Here is a 14,977-nt window from a genome sequence, read left to right as displayed (position 1 = left end):
CCGGTCGGCAGGACGCTCCGGCGGGCCGCCTTGGCCGAGAGCCCTCGTCGGAAAGTTCACTCAGCTATGCATCACCGTTCACCCACCGACGCGGCGATGAGGAGTGAGATGAGCGTGCCCCTTTCCGGGGTCTCACCTCTCAAGGAGTCCACGACGTGACACGACTGTTCCGCTCCGCGAACCGCGGACGCTCCGCTCTGGCCCTCTCGGCCGCTGCTCTGGTCTGCGCCGCCGCCCTGGCCGCACCCGGCGCCGCCACTGCTGTCGGTGCCGCCGACCTCTCCGCCACCGGCGGAGCCGCCCGCATCTCCCCGGTCGACGCCGACCTCTCCGACTCGCTGCGCGCAGCGGTGAAGGAGCAGGACGCGAAGAACGTCATCCTCCTCGTCGGGGACGGCATGGGCGATTCGGAGATCACCGTCGCTCGCAACTACCAGTACGGAGCGGCCGGCCGCTTCCCCGGGATCGACGCCCTGCCGATCACCGGCCAGTACACGACCTACTCGCTCTACCGCGCGGACGACCCGGCGACGGGCGCCGTCAAGGGCGCCCCGGACTACGTGCCCGACTCCGCCGCCACCGGCAGCGCCTGGGCCACCGGCACCAAGACCTACGACAACGCCATCTCGGTCGACATCGACCAGCAGCGCAAGGACACCCTCCTCGAGATCGCGAAGGCGAACGGCCTGAAGACCGGCAACGTCACCACCGCCGAGATCCAGGACGCCACCCCGGCCGTGCAGGCCGCCCACGTCGACGCCCGCAGCTGCTACGGACCCGACAGCGCGAGCTGCGGCGACGACGCGCTGGAGAACGGCGGACTCGGCTCGATCAGCGAGCAGATCCTCGACACCCGCGCCGACCTGACCCTCGGCGGAGGCTCGGCCAGCTTCGCGCAGGTCGCCCGCGCCGGCGACTGGAGCGGCGAGCCGCTGTTCCAGCAGGCCGCGGAGCGCGGCTTCCAGGTGCTCGGGGACGCCACGACTGCCGCCACCGCCGCGCAGCTCGACGCGCTGACCGTCGCCGACCAGGACACGCCCGTGCTCGGACTGTTCAACTCCGGCAACCTGCCCGTCCGCTACGCGCCCACCCCGGCGACGGTCGGCGGAGCGGACGCCGCCCCGCAGACCTGCGTCGCGAACCCCGACCGTCCGGCCGAGCAGCCGACGCTCCGCTCCATGACCGAGAAGGCGATCGACCTCCTCGACACCGGCGACAAGGGCTTCTTCCTCCAGGTCGAGGGCGCGAGCATCGACAAGCAGGACCACGCCGCGAACGCGTGCGGCCAGATCGGCGAGACCGTCGACCTCGACGAGGCCGTCCAGGCCGCGCTCGCGTTCGCCGAGGCGGACGGGAACACCCTCGTCATCGTCACCGCCGACCACGCCCACTCCAGCCAGATCGTCGACTCGACCCCGCCGACCTCGCTCAGCACCGCGCTGAAGACCGCCGACGGCAGCACCATGAAGGTGTCGTATGGCACCGCCGCCGAGGGCGGATCGCAGCAGCACACCGGAACGCAGCTGCGCATCGCCGCCTACGGACCGGGCGCGGCGAACGTCGCCGGGCTCACCGACCAGACCGACACGTTCTTCACCATCACGAACGCGCTCGGAGTGGACCGCGACATCCGCTCGATGAGCTTCGGAGCCACCGCCGAGCTCTCCGGCTCGTCGTTCGCCCCCGGAGCCGACGTCACTCTCACCGCGAAGGGCTTCAACGGAGACACGCAGCTGATCGGCTCCGCGCCCCTCTTCACGGACCGCACCGCGACCCGCGACCTCGCCGGCGGCGGCCTCACCGTCACGGCGAAGGCGCCCACCACGCCCGGCGACTACAGCGTCACGGTGACCGGCGACCAGACCGGCAAGGCGATCACCCTGCCGTTCACCGTCACCGAGCGCCCGAAGTCGAGCACCCCCATCACCGACAAGGTCAAGGACATCGGCGGGAAGCTGATCGACAAGATCCGCCAGCACTGAGCACTCGTCGGCCCGGCTCCTCTGGAGGAGCGCGGGCCGGCGGAGTCGCAGGAAGGGCCGTCCCTCGGGGCGGCCCTTCCTCGCGTCCGGGGGGATCGGCACAACCGAGCGGGCCGGGTGAGCCCGCCGTTCGATCAGGACGCGTCGGCTCCCGGCGACTCGCGACGCGGCACGGCCCCCGCGCGATGCACGATCGAGCGGATCAGCGCTTCGAGCAGGAGCGGCGCCCCGGCGAGCGCCACCGAGGCGGCGACGACCGACTCCGTCCAGGGCGTGGTGTCGTACGACTGGGAGCCGACGAGCGCGGGAGCGATCGCGAACGTCGCGACGAGGTAGCCGGGCAGCGTCGATCCGATCAGGAGGACGAACGACGCTGCGCGGAGGGGCGACGTCCTCGCCACGAGGACCGCGAGCGCGAGAAGAGCGGTGGGCGCGACCAGGCCCAGCACGACCGCCGGGAGCATCGCCTGCAGGATCGTCGGTGCGCCGAGGATCCCTGACAGGACCGCGTGCAGGCCGAGGCAGCCGAACGCCGCGGCGACCACGGTCCGCATCACCGCGACCGGGCGCCGCCGTCCCGGACCGACCGCGGCGAGGACGGCGAGAGCGACGAGGAGGTGCCCGATCCCGAGCAGCTGCGCTGCCGATCCGACGTTCTCCCACGGATCGGCGGGCCACGAGTAGTCGTACCGGTGGTCCTCGATCGCCTGCTCGCCCAGGATCGGCCCGGCGACGGCCCAGCGCTGGACGGCTGCGAGCTGCTGCAGCCCGGCCGAGGCGAGCAGCAGGGCGCCGGCCACGAGGATCCGGCTCGAGCTCCGCTCTCGGGCTCCGGGACGTCCTGACTCCGCTGCTGTCATGCGGCCACGGTAGGGGCCGGGCCGTCCGGCACGGGTGGCCGGGAGGAGAACGTCTCGCCGCGATCGGTCCGCGCGAGACGCCTGCGCGCGATCCGGCGGGACCGCCCCCGGGCACCGGAGGGGGATGCTCCGCGGGGGACGAGACGAGGCGACGCGTCCTCCGCGCACCGGCCCCTGCCCTGTTGCGGACATGTCCGCTAGAGGCTGTTGTCCGCGGTGGGACCGGGTGCCACTGTTCGGAGACGGCCGCCCACGGTCGACCCGATCGAAGGCTCCAGCATGCGCTCTCCCTCCGCCTCCCGCCCGACCGACCCGGACGCCGGCACGGCCCGCTCGACCCCTGAGCGGAGGACGAGGCCTCGGCCGGCGCTCGGCCTGCTCGCGCTGACGGCGACCGTCGCGCTCCTCCTCGGGACCACGGCTCCCCTGTCCGCGGTCGCCGCGGCTCCCGCTGCGACCGGTGTCGTCGGCTGGGGTGACGACTCCAGCGGGCAGGTCACTGCGCCGGCTGGGCTCACCGACGCGACGGCGATCGCCGCGGGCGGCTCCCACAGCCTCGCCCTGCGCAGCGACGGCACCGTCGCCGCCTGGGGCGAGGACAGCAGCGGGCAGGCCACCGTGCCGACCGGTCTGGACGACGTCGTCGCCGTCGACGCCGGCGTGAACCACAGCCTCGCCCTGCGGAGAGACGGGACCGTCACCGCCTGGGGCGACGACGGCGACGGGCAGGCCACAGTGCCGGACGGGCTCGCCGACGTCACCGCCATCGCTGCCGGCGGCTACCACAACCTCGCCCTGCACGGCGACGGGACCGTCACCGCCTGGGGATACGACTTCTACGGCCAGGCGACCGTGCCGGACGGGCTCAGCGGAGTCGTCGCCATCGCCGCCGGCCGATTCCACGACCTCGCGCTGCACCGCGACGGCACCGTCACCGCCTGGGGAGACGACGCCTTCGGGCAGACCGACGTGCCCCCGGGACTCACCGGCGTCACCGCCGTCTCCGCCGGAGCCTCTCACAGCCTCGCGCTGCGCTCGGACGGGACCGTCGTCGCCTGGGGCAGCGACAGCGACGGCCAGTCCGATGTCCCCGACGGCCTCGCGGACGTCACCGCCGTCGCCGCCGGCGGGTACCACAGCCTCGCTGTGCGCCGCGACGGCACCGTCACCGCCTGGGGCTACGACGGCTTCGGAGAGGCCTCCGTGCCGGCGGGACTCACCGGCGCCACCGCCGTGTCCGGCGGCAGCTTCCACAGCCTCGCCCTCGGCGCTCGGCCCATCTTCACGGCCGACGCCCCTCCGGCGACGGCGCCTCTCGGAACGCCCTTCTCCTACACCTTCGCCACCGGCGGCGCGTCGACGATCGAGCTCGCCTCCGGGTCCCTCCCGGCCGGCCTGACCCTCACCTCCGCGGGCGTCCTCTCCGGCACCCCAACCGTCGAGGGAGCGTCCTCCTTCAGTGTGTCCGCCCGCACCACCTTCGGCACCACCACCGGCGCGCCCCACACCCTCACCGTCGGACCGGCGGCGACCGCTCCGACCCTCTCGGGGACGGCCGCGGCCGGCGTGGTCGGCTCCGCCTACGACTTCACGTACACGGCGACCGGATCGCCAATGCCGGTCGTCACCGTCGCGTCGGGCACTCTGCCTCCCGGGCTCGCCCTCGACGGCTCAGGCCGCCTCACGGGCACCCCGACCACCGCGGGGACCTACGGCTTCACCCTCCGCGCGGCGAACCCGGCGGGCACCGTCGAGGCGGCGAGCACGCTGACCGTCTCTCCGCAGAAGGCGACCACGAGGGCCGACCTGCGCGTCGACGTCTCCGCTCCGACCACCGCGGTGAAGGGGAGGACGTTCACGTACACAATCATCACGAAGAACGCCGGACCCTCCGCGTCGACGTCCGTCTACTCGAAGGTGATCCTCCCCCCGACCGTGCAGTTCGTGTCCGCCACGGGCTCGTACAGCCGCATCGGGAGCATCGTGATCTTCCCGCGCTCGAGTCTCGCGAACGGGCGGACCGTCACCGAGAGGATCACCGTCACGGCCACCGGCACCGGCACCGCGACCGCCTTCGCCGCCGCGTTCTCGGTCAGGACGCCGGACCCGTCGATCCGGAGCAACGCCGACACCGCCGCGACGACCGTCCGCTGACGGCGGGCGCAGGGGGACGGCGGGCGGGCCTCCGGGATCGCCCGCCGTCTCGATCCGCGAGGTACGGATGCACCCGGAATCCCCGTTCACCGGCGCCCGACCCGCGGAGGGGGCGGCTAGAGCACGTCCGCGATCGCGGCGAACGTCCTGTCCGGGTCCTCGAGCTGCATGTCGTGGTGCACGCCCGGGAGCCGGCGCACCTGCCAGCCCCGCTGCTCGAGCCGCGCGGCCAGGGCGTCCGGCAGCACCGCCGGCGACTGGTCGGAGAGCACGACCGTCGACGGGACCGTCGGCGCCTCGACCGGGACCGGGTGGAAGGCGACGTCCCGGAACACGCCGACGGCCATCCGCGCGTCGAACCGCTTCTTCGCGTCGTCGAGGAGCGCGCGGGTCTCGGGGCTGTAGGCGGCGCGGACCGCGGCGCCCGCCCGCGCCTGTCCGAGCTGAGCGAGGCCGAGCGACAGGAGCGGCACCGCCCAGAACAGCCGTCCGGCGAGGCCGCTCGTCGGCAGCGACAGGGCGAACCCGGGATCGAGGTAGACGGCCCGGCCGGGCGCGAGTGCGGCGACGGCGCGCTGCAGCACCGCGCCGCCGAGCGAGTGGCCGACCACGCTGTCGAGCCCCGCCGGCAGCGACTCGACCAGATCAGCGGCCATGTCGTCGATCCGGTACGACTCCGCCCGCGGGCTCGCGCCGTGCCCACGCAGATCGACGGCCGTGACCGTGTAGCGGCCGGTCGCGACGAGCCGCTCGACGAACGGCCCCCAGGTCGTCGCCGACGCGCCGAGGCCGTGCACCAGCCCGACGTGTCGCGGTCCGGATCCGGTGGTGAGGGTCTGCAGGCGCATCCCCTGATCCTGCCGGAGACGGCGCCTGAGGCGGAGGCGCCGGGCGGATGCGGAGCCTGCTGCTGCACCCTCTGCGTCGACGATCGCGCCACATCTCCTGCCATCGAGGTGTGCGCTCTTGACTCCGCCGATGCGCGCTGGGAGGTTCTCCGGATGCGGTGGCACTCCGCCGTCCGCCCGAGCAGCCGGCCGAAGAGAGGACCTCCATGACAGCGACGAGCAGAGCCACGGGAACGGTCGGCCGGACCGCCGTCGTCTTCGGGGCGGCGGGTCTCGTCGTCGGGGCCGTCGTCGGCGGAGCCGCCGTCTTCGGAGCGGGGCTCCTCCTCGACGACTCGAGATCGAGGATCACGATCCGGGACGTCACCCGCGCGGAGCTGGACGGACTCGAGCGCGCTGCCGCTCCGAGCAGGGAGGCCTGCGGAGATCGTCGTGGGTGCGTGGAGGGCGTCGACGGGCCCGGGGCGTCGATCCACCGCTACCACTCCCTCGATCTCGCGCGGCAGGCGACGGTGTACAACACGACGGACGTCTACCGGTCGGACCGGCTCGTCATCGAGTTCGAACCCCACCTGGGTCCCGCTGAGCGGCACGACCTGATCCAGGTGATCGAAGGGACCTGGACCGGAAGCAGCGATTGACGGGCGTGAAGCGAGCCGCCCGGACGGCGTCGACGAGCGACCGGAGGGCGGGGCCCTCGACTACTCGCTCAGCGCCGATCCTCCCCCGGAATGCCCACCGGACAGGGGCCTCCGCAGGGGGTCCGCTCGGGTGCGGTCCGGGCCTACGCTCGCCCCATGCACCTCCGCACGGTCGCGATCAGGCCCGGCACCGCCGCCCTCGCGCCGGTCGGCGCGCCGCCTCGGACCGCGCTGGACGACGTGCTCGCCCACCTGATCGCGGCGCTGGCGATCGGATCCGGCCTGCTGCTCGTCCCGGCGGGCGTCGGCGGAGTGCCGCTCCTCGCCACCGGATCGACCGGAGCGAGCGCCTTCGAGGCGTGGGCGCTGATCCGGACGACGGTGGCCCTGCAGATCGGCATCGCCGTGCTCGCGATCGGTCTCGGCGCCGTGGCGCGGACGCGCGGACCCGCGGGAACCCGGGCGGAGCGCTGGTGCGTGGTCGCCGCGGTGAGCGCCGCGATCGGCGTGGTCCTGCTGGTCGTGCCGCCGGCCTGAGGAGCCTCCGGAGAGCGACGACCACCGGCCCGTCAGAATCGCCGCGCCCGGCCGTGACCGAACCGTCACCTCGCGCCGCGCGGCGTGATCGGATCGTTGCAGGATCTGGCACAGGCTGAGGTTCCGCATAGGACACACTCGGCCACAGGGGGCGATCGTCCCCCGCTCATGGGGAAGCCGACCGCGATCAGCGGCTCGGAGAAAGCAGGAATCGTGCGTTCTGCGCGACGACGCCACGGCGTCACCATCATCACCACTGCGGCACTGCTGGGGGCGCTCGCGTTCCCGTCCGTCGCCCTGGCCACCGAGGTCGTCCCTGACGCCGCCTCGAGCCCCGCACCGGCCGAGCCGGCTCCCACCGCGGAGCCGACCGCGACTCCGGAGCCCACGGCGACGCCGCAGCCGGCCTCGACTCCGGCGCCCACTCCGGCTCCGACCACCGCGCCCGTCGAGAGCGCGCAGTCGCCCCTGGCGATCGCCCTCGACCGCACCACCTACGAAGCGGGCTCGGCGTTCTCCGCGATCCCCTCGGCGGAGGGCTGGGCCGGCGGCCTGGACGTGTCCGGGACCGGTTTCCAGCCCGGCACCGTCGCCGTCGTCGTGCTCCGCGACGGCGCCTCGGAGGAGGCCGTCACCACCAGCGTGATCACCGCCTCCGGCGAGCTCCGCCTCCAGGACTGGCTCCCCACCGACGCGGACGGCGTCGCGGTGGACCCCCACCTCCCGCTCCCCGGCGAGACGATCTCCGTCGTCGCGGAGGGACTCGACGCCTCGGGCGCCCGTGTCGCCTCCGATGCCGTCGAGCTGACCGTGACGCAGCCCGACACGAGCGTCGTCTTCCAGAACCGGGAGGACGGCGGGGTGCTCCCGGCCGGTGCGGACATCCAGGTCGGAGAGTTCCGGATCTACGGCGTCGTCGCCTCGTTCCGCGGATTCGACCGCGGCGAGGACGTGTCCGTCACGCTCACCGCGCCCGACGGCAGCACCTCCGCCCTCGTGCCCCCCGCGCCGACCCCGCTCTCGGGCGAGGCCTTCGTCCTGCTCGACGCCGACACCATGGCGGACCAGCTGGGCACCTTCTCCGTCACCGCCACGGGAGAGACCAGCGGACGCTCCGTGACGTCGTCGCTGGAGCAGGTCCCCTCGCGCACCGCGATCCGGATCTGGCCCCAGGGGGCTTCGCCCGAGCCCGCCCCGGCGGACGGACAGCCCACCAGCGGTGGCGCTCTCCTCGGCTTCGGCGCGGACGAGACCGTCTCGATCGGCGTCTTCTCGACCTCGGGTGCGCGCCAGACGCTCACGGGCGGCGGCTCGAGCCTCGAGGTCGGCGTCGACGGGCTCGGCTGGAGCCTGATCTCCCTCGGCGAGTACCCTCTGCAGGACCCGGCGAGCGAGATCTACTGCGTCATCGCCCGCGGCACGTCGAGCGGTCTCGTGGCGAGCACCTCCTACGACTACACGCTGACGGAGGAGGACCCGATCGCCGGAGAGGCCGACTGCTCCGCCGCGGTCGCCGCCGTCACGGCGCACCCTGCCGGCGCCGGGCCCGCAGTGCACCCGGCCGGCTCCGGATCCGCGGCGCAGACGGGCGGCCACCGCCCCGTCCTCGCCTCGACCGGCGTCTCGACGACCGCGCCGCTCGCCCTGGCCGCCTTCGGCATCCTCGGCGGTCTCGCCCTGACGGTGCTCCGCCGCCGCCGCGCGTAGACGGCCGCGCACCGCGCACGACGAAGGCGCCCGGGCACACCGCCCGGGCGCCTTCGCGGTCGCGAGACCTGTCGGGTCAGTCGGACGGCACCGCGCAGGTCTCCTCCGCCGCGGTCTGACCCGGAGCGTCGACGGCGACGGGAGCGGGATCCGTCGGAGCCGCGCCGCCGTCCGCGGGCGCCTCCTCCGCGGGCGCCTCCTCCGCCGGAGCGTCGGATGCGAGGGTCACCGGCTGGTCGTTGAGGACGCGGTTCATGAGCTCGGCGCCGACCTCGGCGTTCGGCACGACCTTGCCCGGATAGTCCGGGTCGTCGAGCGCCGGGTACTGCACGAACACCATCTTCGAGAGGTCGACGTCCTTCAGCGCGAGGGCGAGCGAGATCATCGTCGCCGGGCTCGTGAGCGAGGTCGACAGGTGCACGTTCGACGAGGTCGCCTGCGCGAGTCCGTAGAGGGCGGGGATGTTCGAGAGGGTGTCGGCCGAGCGGACGGTGCGCATCAGGGAGGCCAGGTACTGCTGCTGCGACGAGATGCGGCTGAGGTCGCTCTGGTCGCCGACGCCGTGGCGGCTGCGGAGGAACGAGAGGGCCATCGACCCGGAGACGGTGGAGGTGCCGGCGGGCAGGTCGAGGCCCGAGTCGGTGTCGAGGATCGGACCCGTGAGGCAGATCGGGACGCCGCCGACGGCGTTGCTCATCTCGATGACGCCGTTGAAGGACACCCAGCCGGCGTAGGGCACCGTCAGGCCGGTGAACTGCTGCAGGGTGTCGTTGACGCAGGCGAGCCCGCCGTACTGGAACGCGGAGTTGAGCGGGACGCCGGCGGCCGCCTCGGTGACGACGCCCGTCTCGGGGTCCGTGCAGGCGGGACGGTCCAGGATCAGGTCGCGCGGGAAGCTGATCACCGTCGCGCTGCGATGGTCGGCCGAGACGTGGAGCAGGATGTTGACGTCGTTGAGCGTGTCGTCGCGGACGCCGAACGTGTCGCCCTGCGTGGCGTCGTTGTCGGTGCCGACCACCAGGACGTCGAAACCGCCCTCGACCGCGCCCATCTGCACGTTCCCGGCGGTGGGAGGAGCGACGCCGAGGTCGACCGCGTTGTCGGCGACGTTCCGGCTGATGCTCACCGTCGCGATCGCCACGAGCGAGGTGGCGCTGACAGCGAGGACGCCGACCACCGCCGCGATCCCGACCACCACTGTCCGCACCCCGGACCGCCGCCGGAGCCGCCCGTGCCGCACCGCGCGCTCGTGAACCCTCATGCGCTCCCACCCCTCGCCCCGCCCGCCCGTTCGCGGACGCAGTCGCTCGCCAGTGTAGGCAGGCCCCCTCCGATGCGGCGCGGAACGGCCCTGCTACCGTCGTGCGCGCATCGAGGAGCGGAGGAGGAGCCGTGGAACGCCGAGTCGTCGATCCCGTCACGCAGATCGAGTGGATCGTCCCGCCGTTCGCGACCGAGGAGGACACCCTCGCCCGCGCGCGGGCCGATCGGGAGGGGCGGCTCGCCGACCTCCGCCTGTACCCGGACCACTGCGCGGAGTATCCGCTCTGGGCGGTCGACGGCCCGATCGACGATCCGGGTACGATCGGCGTCCCGGAGGCCCTGCACGGACCGCTGCTCCGCTGGCAGGAGCTCTGGGCGTCCGGATGCGACGTGTTCGAGGGCTGGAGGAGCGCCGAGGCGGAGGAGCGCTGGCTCGCCCTCGGCCGGGAGCTGCACACCGAGCTCGAGGCCGCCCTCTGGCTGACGACCCGGGTGCTCGCCTGCTTCTGAGGACTGCTGCTCGGACATCCGCGGGAAAGCCGGCGCAACCCGTCCCCGGACCGGCCCCTGCGTGCCTACCCTGGACGGTGCGCTCTCCTCGTCTTCTGCAGCAGGTCGTCGGCAAGCTCGGCGGGCAGCGGCCCGCGGCCCCGGTGAGCCGTCGAGCGCAGCGGGCGCTCCTCGCCGAGCAGACGGTCCGCGGGGTGCTCGAGCTGGCCGTGCGGCTGGGCGAGACGCTGCTCTCGCTGGGGTCCGCGGCCGCCGAGGTGACCGAGACGATCCAGCGGGTGTGCCGCGCGTACGGCATCGAGTGCCAGGTCGACCTCACCTTCACGTCGATCCTGGTCGTGCACGACGGAGGCGACGACTCCCCCAGCGTGAGCGTGCTGCGCGTCGTCCCCTCCCGCAGCGCCGACTACGAGCGGCTCGCTCGCGTGACGGCGCTCGTCACCGCCATCACCGAGGGCTCGCCGGAGGTGCGGGTCGCCGATGCCGTCGATTCCGCCGAGGCCCGCGAGGAGGCCCGGCACCAGTTCGAGGCCGCGCACGACCGGCTCGACGCGATCCTCGTCCAACCGCACCGCTACCGCCGCGGAGTCGTCACCCTCACGCTCGCGCTGATGGCCGCGGGCGTCGCGCTCCTGCTCGGGGGCGGACCCCTCGTCGTGCTCCTCGCCGCCGCGACGGCCGCCGCGATCGACCTGGTCAACCAGCTGCTCGCCCGCTGGGGCCTGCCCGCCTTCTTCCAGCAGATCGCGGGCGCCGCGCTGGCGACCGGAGTGGCGGTGGTGCTGCTCGCGGTCGTGCCGCGTCTGCCCGTCGAGCTGGCGGTGCTGCCGCCCGCGCTCGTCGTCGCGTCGGGGGTGGTCGTGCTCCTCGCCGGGCTCTCGTTCGTGGGAGCGGCGGACGACGCGATCAACGGGTTCCCGATCACCGCGGGCGGCCGACTGCTCGAGGTCGGGCTGCTGACGCTGGGCATCGTCGTCGGGATCGCCGTGGTGCTCGACGGCGCGCGCTCGCTCGGGGTCGAGCTGGTGCTGGTCGACTCCTACGCCCGCCCCTGGCCGGCCGCCGTGCAGGTGCTCGGCGCCGGGGTCGCGGCCGGCGCCTGGGCACTCTCGTCGCACACCCCGCCGCGGCCCGCGCTCATCGCCGCCCTCACCGGAGCCGGCGCGTTCCTCGTCTCCGACTCGCTGACCACCTCGGGCTTCGCGCCGCTCATGGCCAACGCCCTCCCGGCGCTGGCGATCGGCCTGCTCGGCGAGATGCTGGCCGAGCGGATGCGGGTGCCCGCCGTGGTGACGACCGCGTGCGCGATCGTCCCCCTCCTGCCCGGCCTCACCCTCTACCGCGGCGTCCTCGGCCTCACCTCGAACGCCGGCCCGAGCGCCGGGATCGAGCTCCTGCTCCAGGCGGGCATGATCGCGCTGGGCCTCGCCGGCGGAGTCACGCTCGGCCGGATCGCCTACCGCCGCCTGCGCACCCCGATCGTGCGAGCGGTGGCGCCGGTCCGCGCCCGGACCCGCCGGGACCGCGGGATCGAGCAGGCCCTCGCCGCCGACGTCCTCTATCCCGACGGCGCAGAAGCGGGGCAGACGGACGCAGGGCAGGACGTCACGTTGACGGGCAGCGGATCCAGCCTCACGGCGTCCGACCCGTCGGCGCCGGCCGCGGTCGACCCCGCACCGCTGCCCGACGAGCCGGCGCCGGCCGCCGAGGAGCCGTTCACCCGCACCGGGATCGTCCCGATCGTCAGCACGATCGGCGTGACGGAGCCGGTGCCGATCGTCACCGAGGAGGATCCGGCCGACCGGGGCTGACGACAGGGCCTGCTCCCGCGGCCGGCTCCTCGCCGCAGGGGGGGGGCGCGCCGGTCAGTCCGCGTGGCCCCGCACGACCGCGGTCCGGCGGGTGTCGATCACGATCACCGAGCCGAGCACGATCAGGGCGAGCGACACCGAGGCGAGCGTGTCGGTCAGCCAGTGGTAGCCGAGGTAGAGCCGGGCGACGATCTGGCCGGCGATCATCCCGAGCGAGAGCGCGAAGCCCCCGATCATCCAGCTCCGGGAGGAGCGGCGGGAGGCGAGGAGGAACGTGGTGATCAGGAAGAAGTCGCTCACGCCGGTGACGTGGCCGGAGGGGAACGAGAAGGTCCCGTCGGGCCCGAGCAGCATGTACTCGACAGGCGGGCGCATCCGCATCACGAGGTGCGCGGCCAGCTGCACGCTGAGCATCCCGACGAGCATGCCGCCGGCCAGGAGGATCGGCCGCCAGAGGTGCCGCGCGAGGACGAACCAGAGCACGAGCACCGCCAGGATGATGACCGGCAGGTAGACCGGCCCGAAGACGGTGGCGAGCGCGTCCATCACGACCGTGCCCTCGGCGGAGCGCTTCTCGCGGAACCACTCGGCGACGACCGGATCGAGGACGGTGAGGCCGGTGGTGCTCGCGACCTGCGCGGTGAAGGCCGCGAAGAGGACGACGCCGACGCCGATGAGGCCGAAGCCGGCCCGGTCGAGGCCGCGGCGCGCCTCCGGGGCCATCACGCGCTCCTCCACGAGGAACCGCTGGTGGAAGCGGGCGCGGCGCGAGAGGGCGGGGGTGCTCATCCGCTCACCCTAGGGCTGCGGAGGCGCCGCCGACCGGGCCGTTCGCTCAGCGTCCTGCCGCGTAGTGCGTCTGGATCTGCTCCGGCGTGAGGACCGTCGAGTACACCGCGGCGTAGCGCAGGCTCCCGCCGAAGTACGAGGAGCCGACGTTCGGCCACTGGCCGCCCAGGCTGTCGTATCCGATCTTCCAGGTGCCCGTCGTGTTCTCGGCCGTGCGGTACGTGCTGTTCGAGGCGACCTTCACGCCGTCGACCCAGAGCGCGATGCCCGCCGTCGGCGAGAGCGTGGAGACGACGTGGTGCCAGAGCCCGTCGTTGACGGCTCGGGTGCTCGTGATGGTCTGCGCGGCGCCGTTGTAGACGCCGAAGACGAGCTTGCCGTCGGCACCGATGTAGGTGTGGCGGTCGTACTGGCCGCCGGGAGCGGTGGCTCCCGCGCTGAAGCTGAAGAGCTTGCCGCCCGCGTTCGTGGTCTTGAACCAGATCTCGGTGCTGAAGGTGCCGGGGTTCCTGATCTCCAGCGGCGTGCTCAGGTACTGGTTGGTGCCGTTCGGCGTCCAGGAGCCGCCCGCGTCGCGCGGGCAGGCCTTGGGCGTCGCGGCGGAGCTGGCCATCGCGGTCGGGAAGATGCTGGTGGAGCGGTAGGTGCCCGGGTACTGGCCGGAGTCCGTGTCGGGCGCGGTCGTCGATCCGCTCGGCTGCGCGAGCGTGTAGGCGAAGAGCGCGGCCCCGCGGTCGGCGGCGAGGGCGCCGTCGCAGGTGAAGAACGCGGCGGCGCTGCCGACCGTGTTGGTCGAGTTCAGGATCGAGGCGGTGTACGCGCCGGAGGTGGCAGGGGCGGTGAGCAGCACGGCGGCCAGGGCGGCGGCGGCGAGGGCGGCGACGACAGACCTCGGGCGGGCGAGGAGGGTGCGCAGCCGCGCGGCCGGCGAGGCGGCGGAGAGGCGGTGCCGGCTCATGCCGTCTCCTCCTCGCGGGCGGCGCGGCGGCCGCGCTCGGCGGTTCGCTCCGGCTCGCCGGGGAGGCCGACGAAGACCGTGTAGAGCACCGGGATCGCGCAGAGCAGGACGAAGAGGACCCAGCCCCAGAACGGCAGGTGCAGAGCGGAGGAGAGGGCGTAGGCGTCTCCGTCGTGCGCCGGGATCTGCAGGCGGCCGACCTGTCCGGAGACCAGGTCGACGGGGTCGGCGCCCTCGGCGCTCACGCGGATGGGGAGGACGCCCGTCGAGACGAGCGTGGCGTTCGTCGTGCCGCTGTCGACCGTGGCCTCGAGGACGACGATGCCGACCAGCGGGCGGAGCACGAAGACGGTGACGGACGCGACGAGCGAGAGGCCGAGGATCCGCATCGACGCCCGCTGGGTGGGCGAGGCGATGAAGCGGGTGAGCAGCTGCACGAGGACGGCGCCGATGATCAGCAGCGGCAGGCCGCGCACGAGCCAGCCGAGCACCGGCAGCGCCGTGGTGACGACTCCGATGAGCTGGTCCTGGCCGGTGGCCCACGGATCGACGGCTCCGTTGATGTCGCCCTGGGTGCGGAGCGTGCCGTCGTCCGCGATCTCGACGACCCGGTGGGTGTAGGTCTCGTCGGGCGTGGTGGTGGGGTGGAAGCTGACCGCGTCGCCGACCCGGACGTCCTCGAGGGCCGTCGGCTCGGTGAGGACGAGGGTGCCGACCGGGGCGGCCGTGCCCATGGAGGGCGTCTGCACGATGAACCAGCGTCCGCCGGACGCGTGGAACAGGAGCGCCGCCGCGACCAGGACGGCCAGCAGAGCGGTCGTCGTCCCGATCAGGGCGGTGCGGAGGAGGCGGACACGATGACCCTCGTCGACACCGCCGACCTCCGCCTCCCCGAGTCGCCCGCGACGCCCGAGTCG

The 14,977-nt window shown here is 73.7% G+C and carries 13 protein-coding genes; 7 read left to right on the top strand and 6 right to left on the bottom strand.

Features of this window, described 5'->3' with window-relative positions; translation table 11 throughout:
* Positions 1-155 precede the first annotated feature (155 nt).
* Positions 156-1,982, top strand: coding sequence for an alkaline phosphatase (gene phoA, locus C5C30_RS08920; protein WP_308471022.1), 1,827 nt, complete (start codon positions 156-158; stop codon positions 1,980-1,982).
* Between the two features lie 134 nt (positions 1,983-2,116).
* Here phoA and C5C30_RS08915 read toward each other — a convergent pair whose 3' ends face one another.
* The gene (locus C5C30_RS08915; protein WP_146081503.1) at positions 2,117-2,842 is read right to left on the bottom strand and encodes a hypothetical protein; all 726 of its coding nucleotides are present in this window, start codon (positions 2,840-2,842) and stop codon (positions 2,117-2,119) included.
* Positions 2,843-3,121: 279 nt separating this feature from the next.
* Between C5C30_RS08915 and C5C30_RS17330 the strand changes: the two genes are divergently transcribed.
* On the top strand, positions 3,122-4,996 hold the full coding sequence (locus C5C30_RS17330; RefSeq protein ID WP_104338841.1) for a DUF11 domain-containing protein: 1,875 nt from the start codon (positions 3,122-3,124) through the stop codon (positions 4,994-4,996).
* A gap of 116 nt (positions 4,997-5,112) precedes the next feature.
* On the opposite strand, the gene C5C30_RS08905 is transcribed toward C5C30_RS17330, so the two are convergent.
* On the bottom strand, positions 5,113-5,844 hold the full coding sequence (locus tag C5C30_RS08905; protein WP_104226554.1) for an alpha/beta fold hydrolase: 732 nt from the start codon (positions 5,842-5,844) through the stop codon (positions 5,113-5,115).
* Between the two features lie 206 nt (positions 5,845-6,050).
* Here C5C30_RS08905 and C5C30_RS08900 point away from each other — a divergent pair, with 206 nt between their 5' ends.
* From C5C30_RS08900 to C5C30_RS08890, 3 genes are all read left to right on the top strand, one after another.
* Entirely contained in the window at positions 6,051-6,485 is a 435-nt protein-coding gene (locus C5C30_RS08900) for a hypothetical protein (RefSeq protein WP_104309622.1), read from the top strand.
* Positions 6,486-6,641: 156 nt separating this feature from the next.
* Entirely contained in the window at positions 6,642-7,022 is a 381-nt protein-coding gene (locus tag C5C30_RS08895) for a hypothetical protein (protein ID WP_104262235.1), read from the top strand.
* A 213-nt stretch (positions 7,023-7,235) separates the two neighbouring features.
* Positions 7,236-8,729 (top strand): LPXTG cell wall anchor domain-containing protein, encoded by a 1,494-nt coding sequence (locus C5C30_RS08890; RefSeq protein ID WP_146081502.1) that lies wholly within the window; start codon positions 7,236-7,238, stop codon positions 8,727-8,729.
* A 76-nt stretch (positions 8,730-8,805) separates the two neighbouring features.
* Here the strand turns inward: C5C30_RS08890 and C5C30_RS08885 are convergent, their stop codons facing one another.
* The gene (locus tag C5C30_RS08885) at positions 8,806-9,990 is read right to left on the bottom strand and encodes an LCP family protein (protein WP_146081501.1); all 1,185 of its coding nucleotides are present in this window, start codon (positions 9,988-9,990) and stop codon (positions 8,806-8,808) included.
* A gap of 131 nt (positions 9,991-10,121) precedes the next feature.
* Between C5C30_RS08885 and C5C30_RS17660 the strand changes: the two genes are divergently transcribed.
* Both C5C30_RS17660 and C5C30_RS08880 read left to right on the top strand, forming a co-directional pair.
* Positions 10,122-10,502, top strand: a complete 381-nt coding sequence (locus C5C30_RS17660) for a hypothetical protein (RefSeq protein ID WP_104309620.1) — start codon at positions 10,122-10,124, stop codon at positions 10,500-10,502.
* 77 nt (positions 10,503-10,579) lie between these two features.
* Positions 10,580-12,313 (top strand): threonine/serine exporter ThrE family protein, encoded by a 1,734-nt coding sequence (locus C5C30_RS08880; RefSeq protein WP_181131520.1) that lies wholly within the window; start codon positions 10,580-10,582, stop codon positions 12,311-12,313.
* A 54-nt stretch (positions 12,314-12,367) separates the two neighbouring features.
* On the opposite strand, the gene C5C30_RS08875 is transcribed toward C5C30_RS08880, so the two are convergent.
* From C5C30_RS08875 to C5C30_RS17655, 3 genes are all read right to left on the bottom strand, one after another.
* Positions 12,368-13,102 carry a phosphatase PAP2 family protein gene (locus tag C5C30_RS08875; RefSeq protein WP_104333562.1) on the bottom strand — a complete coding sequence of 245 codons (735 nt, stop codon included), beginning with the start codon at positions 13,100-13,102 and terminating at the stop codon, positions 12,368-12,370.
* A gap of 46 nt (positions 13,103-13,148) precedes the next feature.
* On the bottom strand, positions 13,149-14,060 hold the full coding sequence (locus C5C30_RS08870) for a LamG domain-containing protein (protein WP_104333561.1): 912 nt from the start codon (positions 14,058-14,060) through the stop codon (positions 13,149-13,151).
* Positions 14,057-14,977, bottom strand: a 921-nt coding sequence (locus C5C30_RS17655) for a S26 family signal peptidase (RefSeq protein ID WP_104333560.1), incomplete at its 5' end; no start/stop codon positions are given. The genes C5C30_RS08870 and C5C30_RS17655, both read right to left, overlap by 4 nt.

It is taken from the genome of Rathayibacter sp. AY2B5 (assembly GCF_002931645.1).
Classification (GTDB): Bacteria; Actinomycetota; Actinomycetes; order Actinomycetales; family Microbacteriaceae; genus Rathayibacter.
The sequence above is the reverse complement of the archived record's forward strand: the minus strand, read 5'-3'. Positions and strand labels throughout refer to the sequence as shown.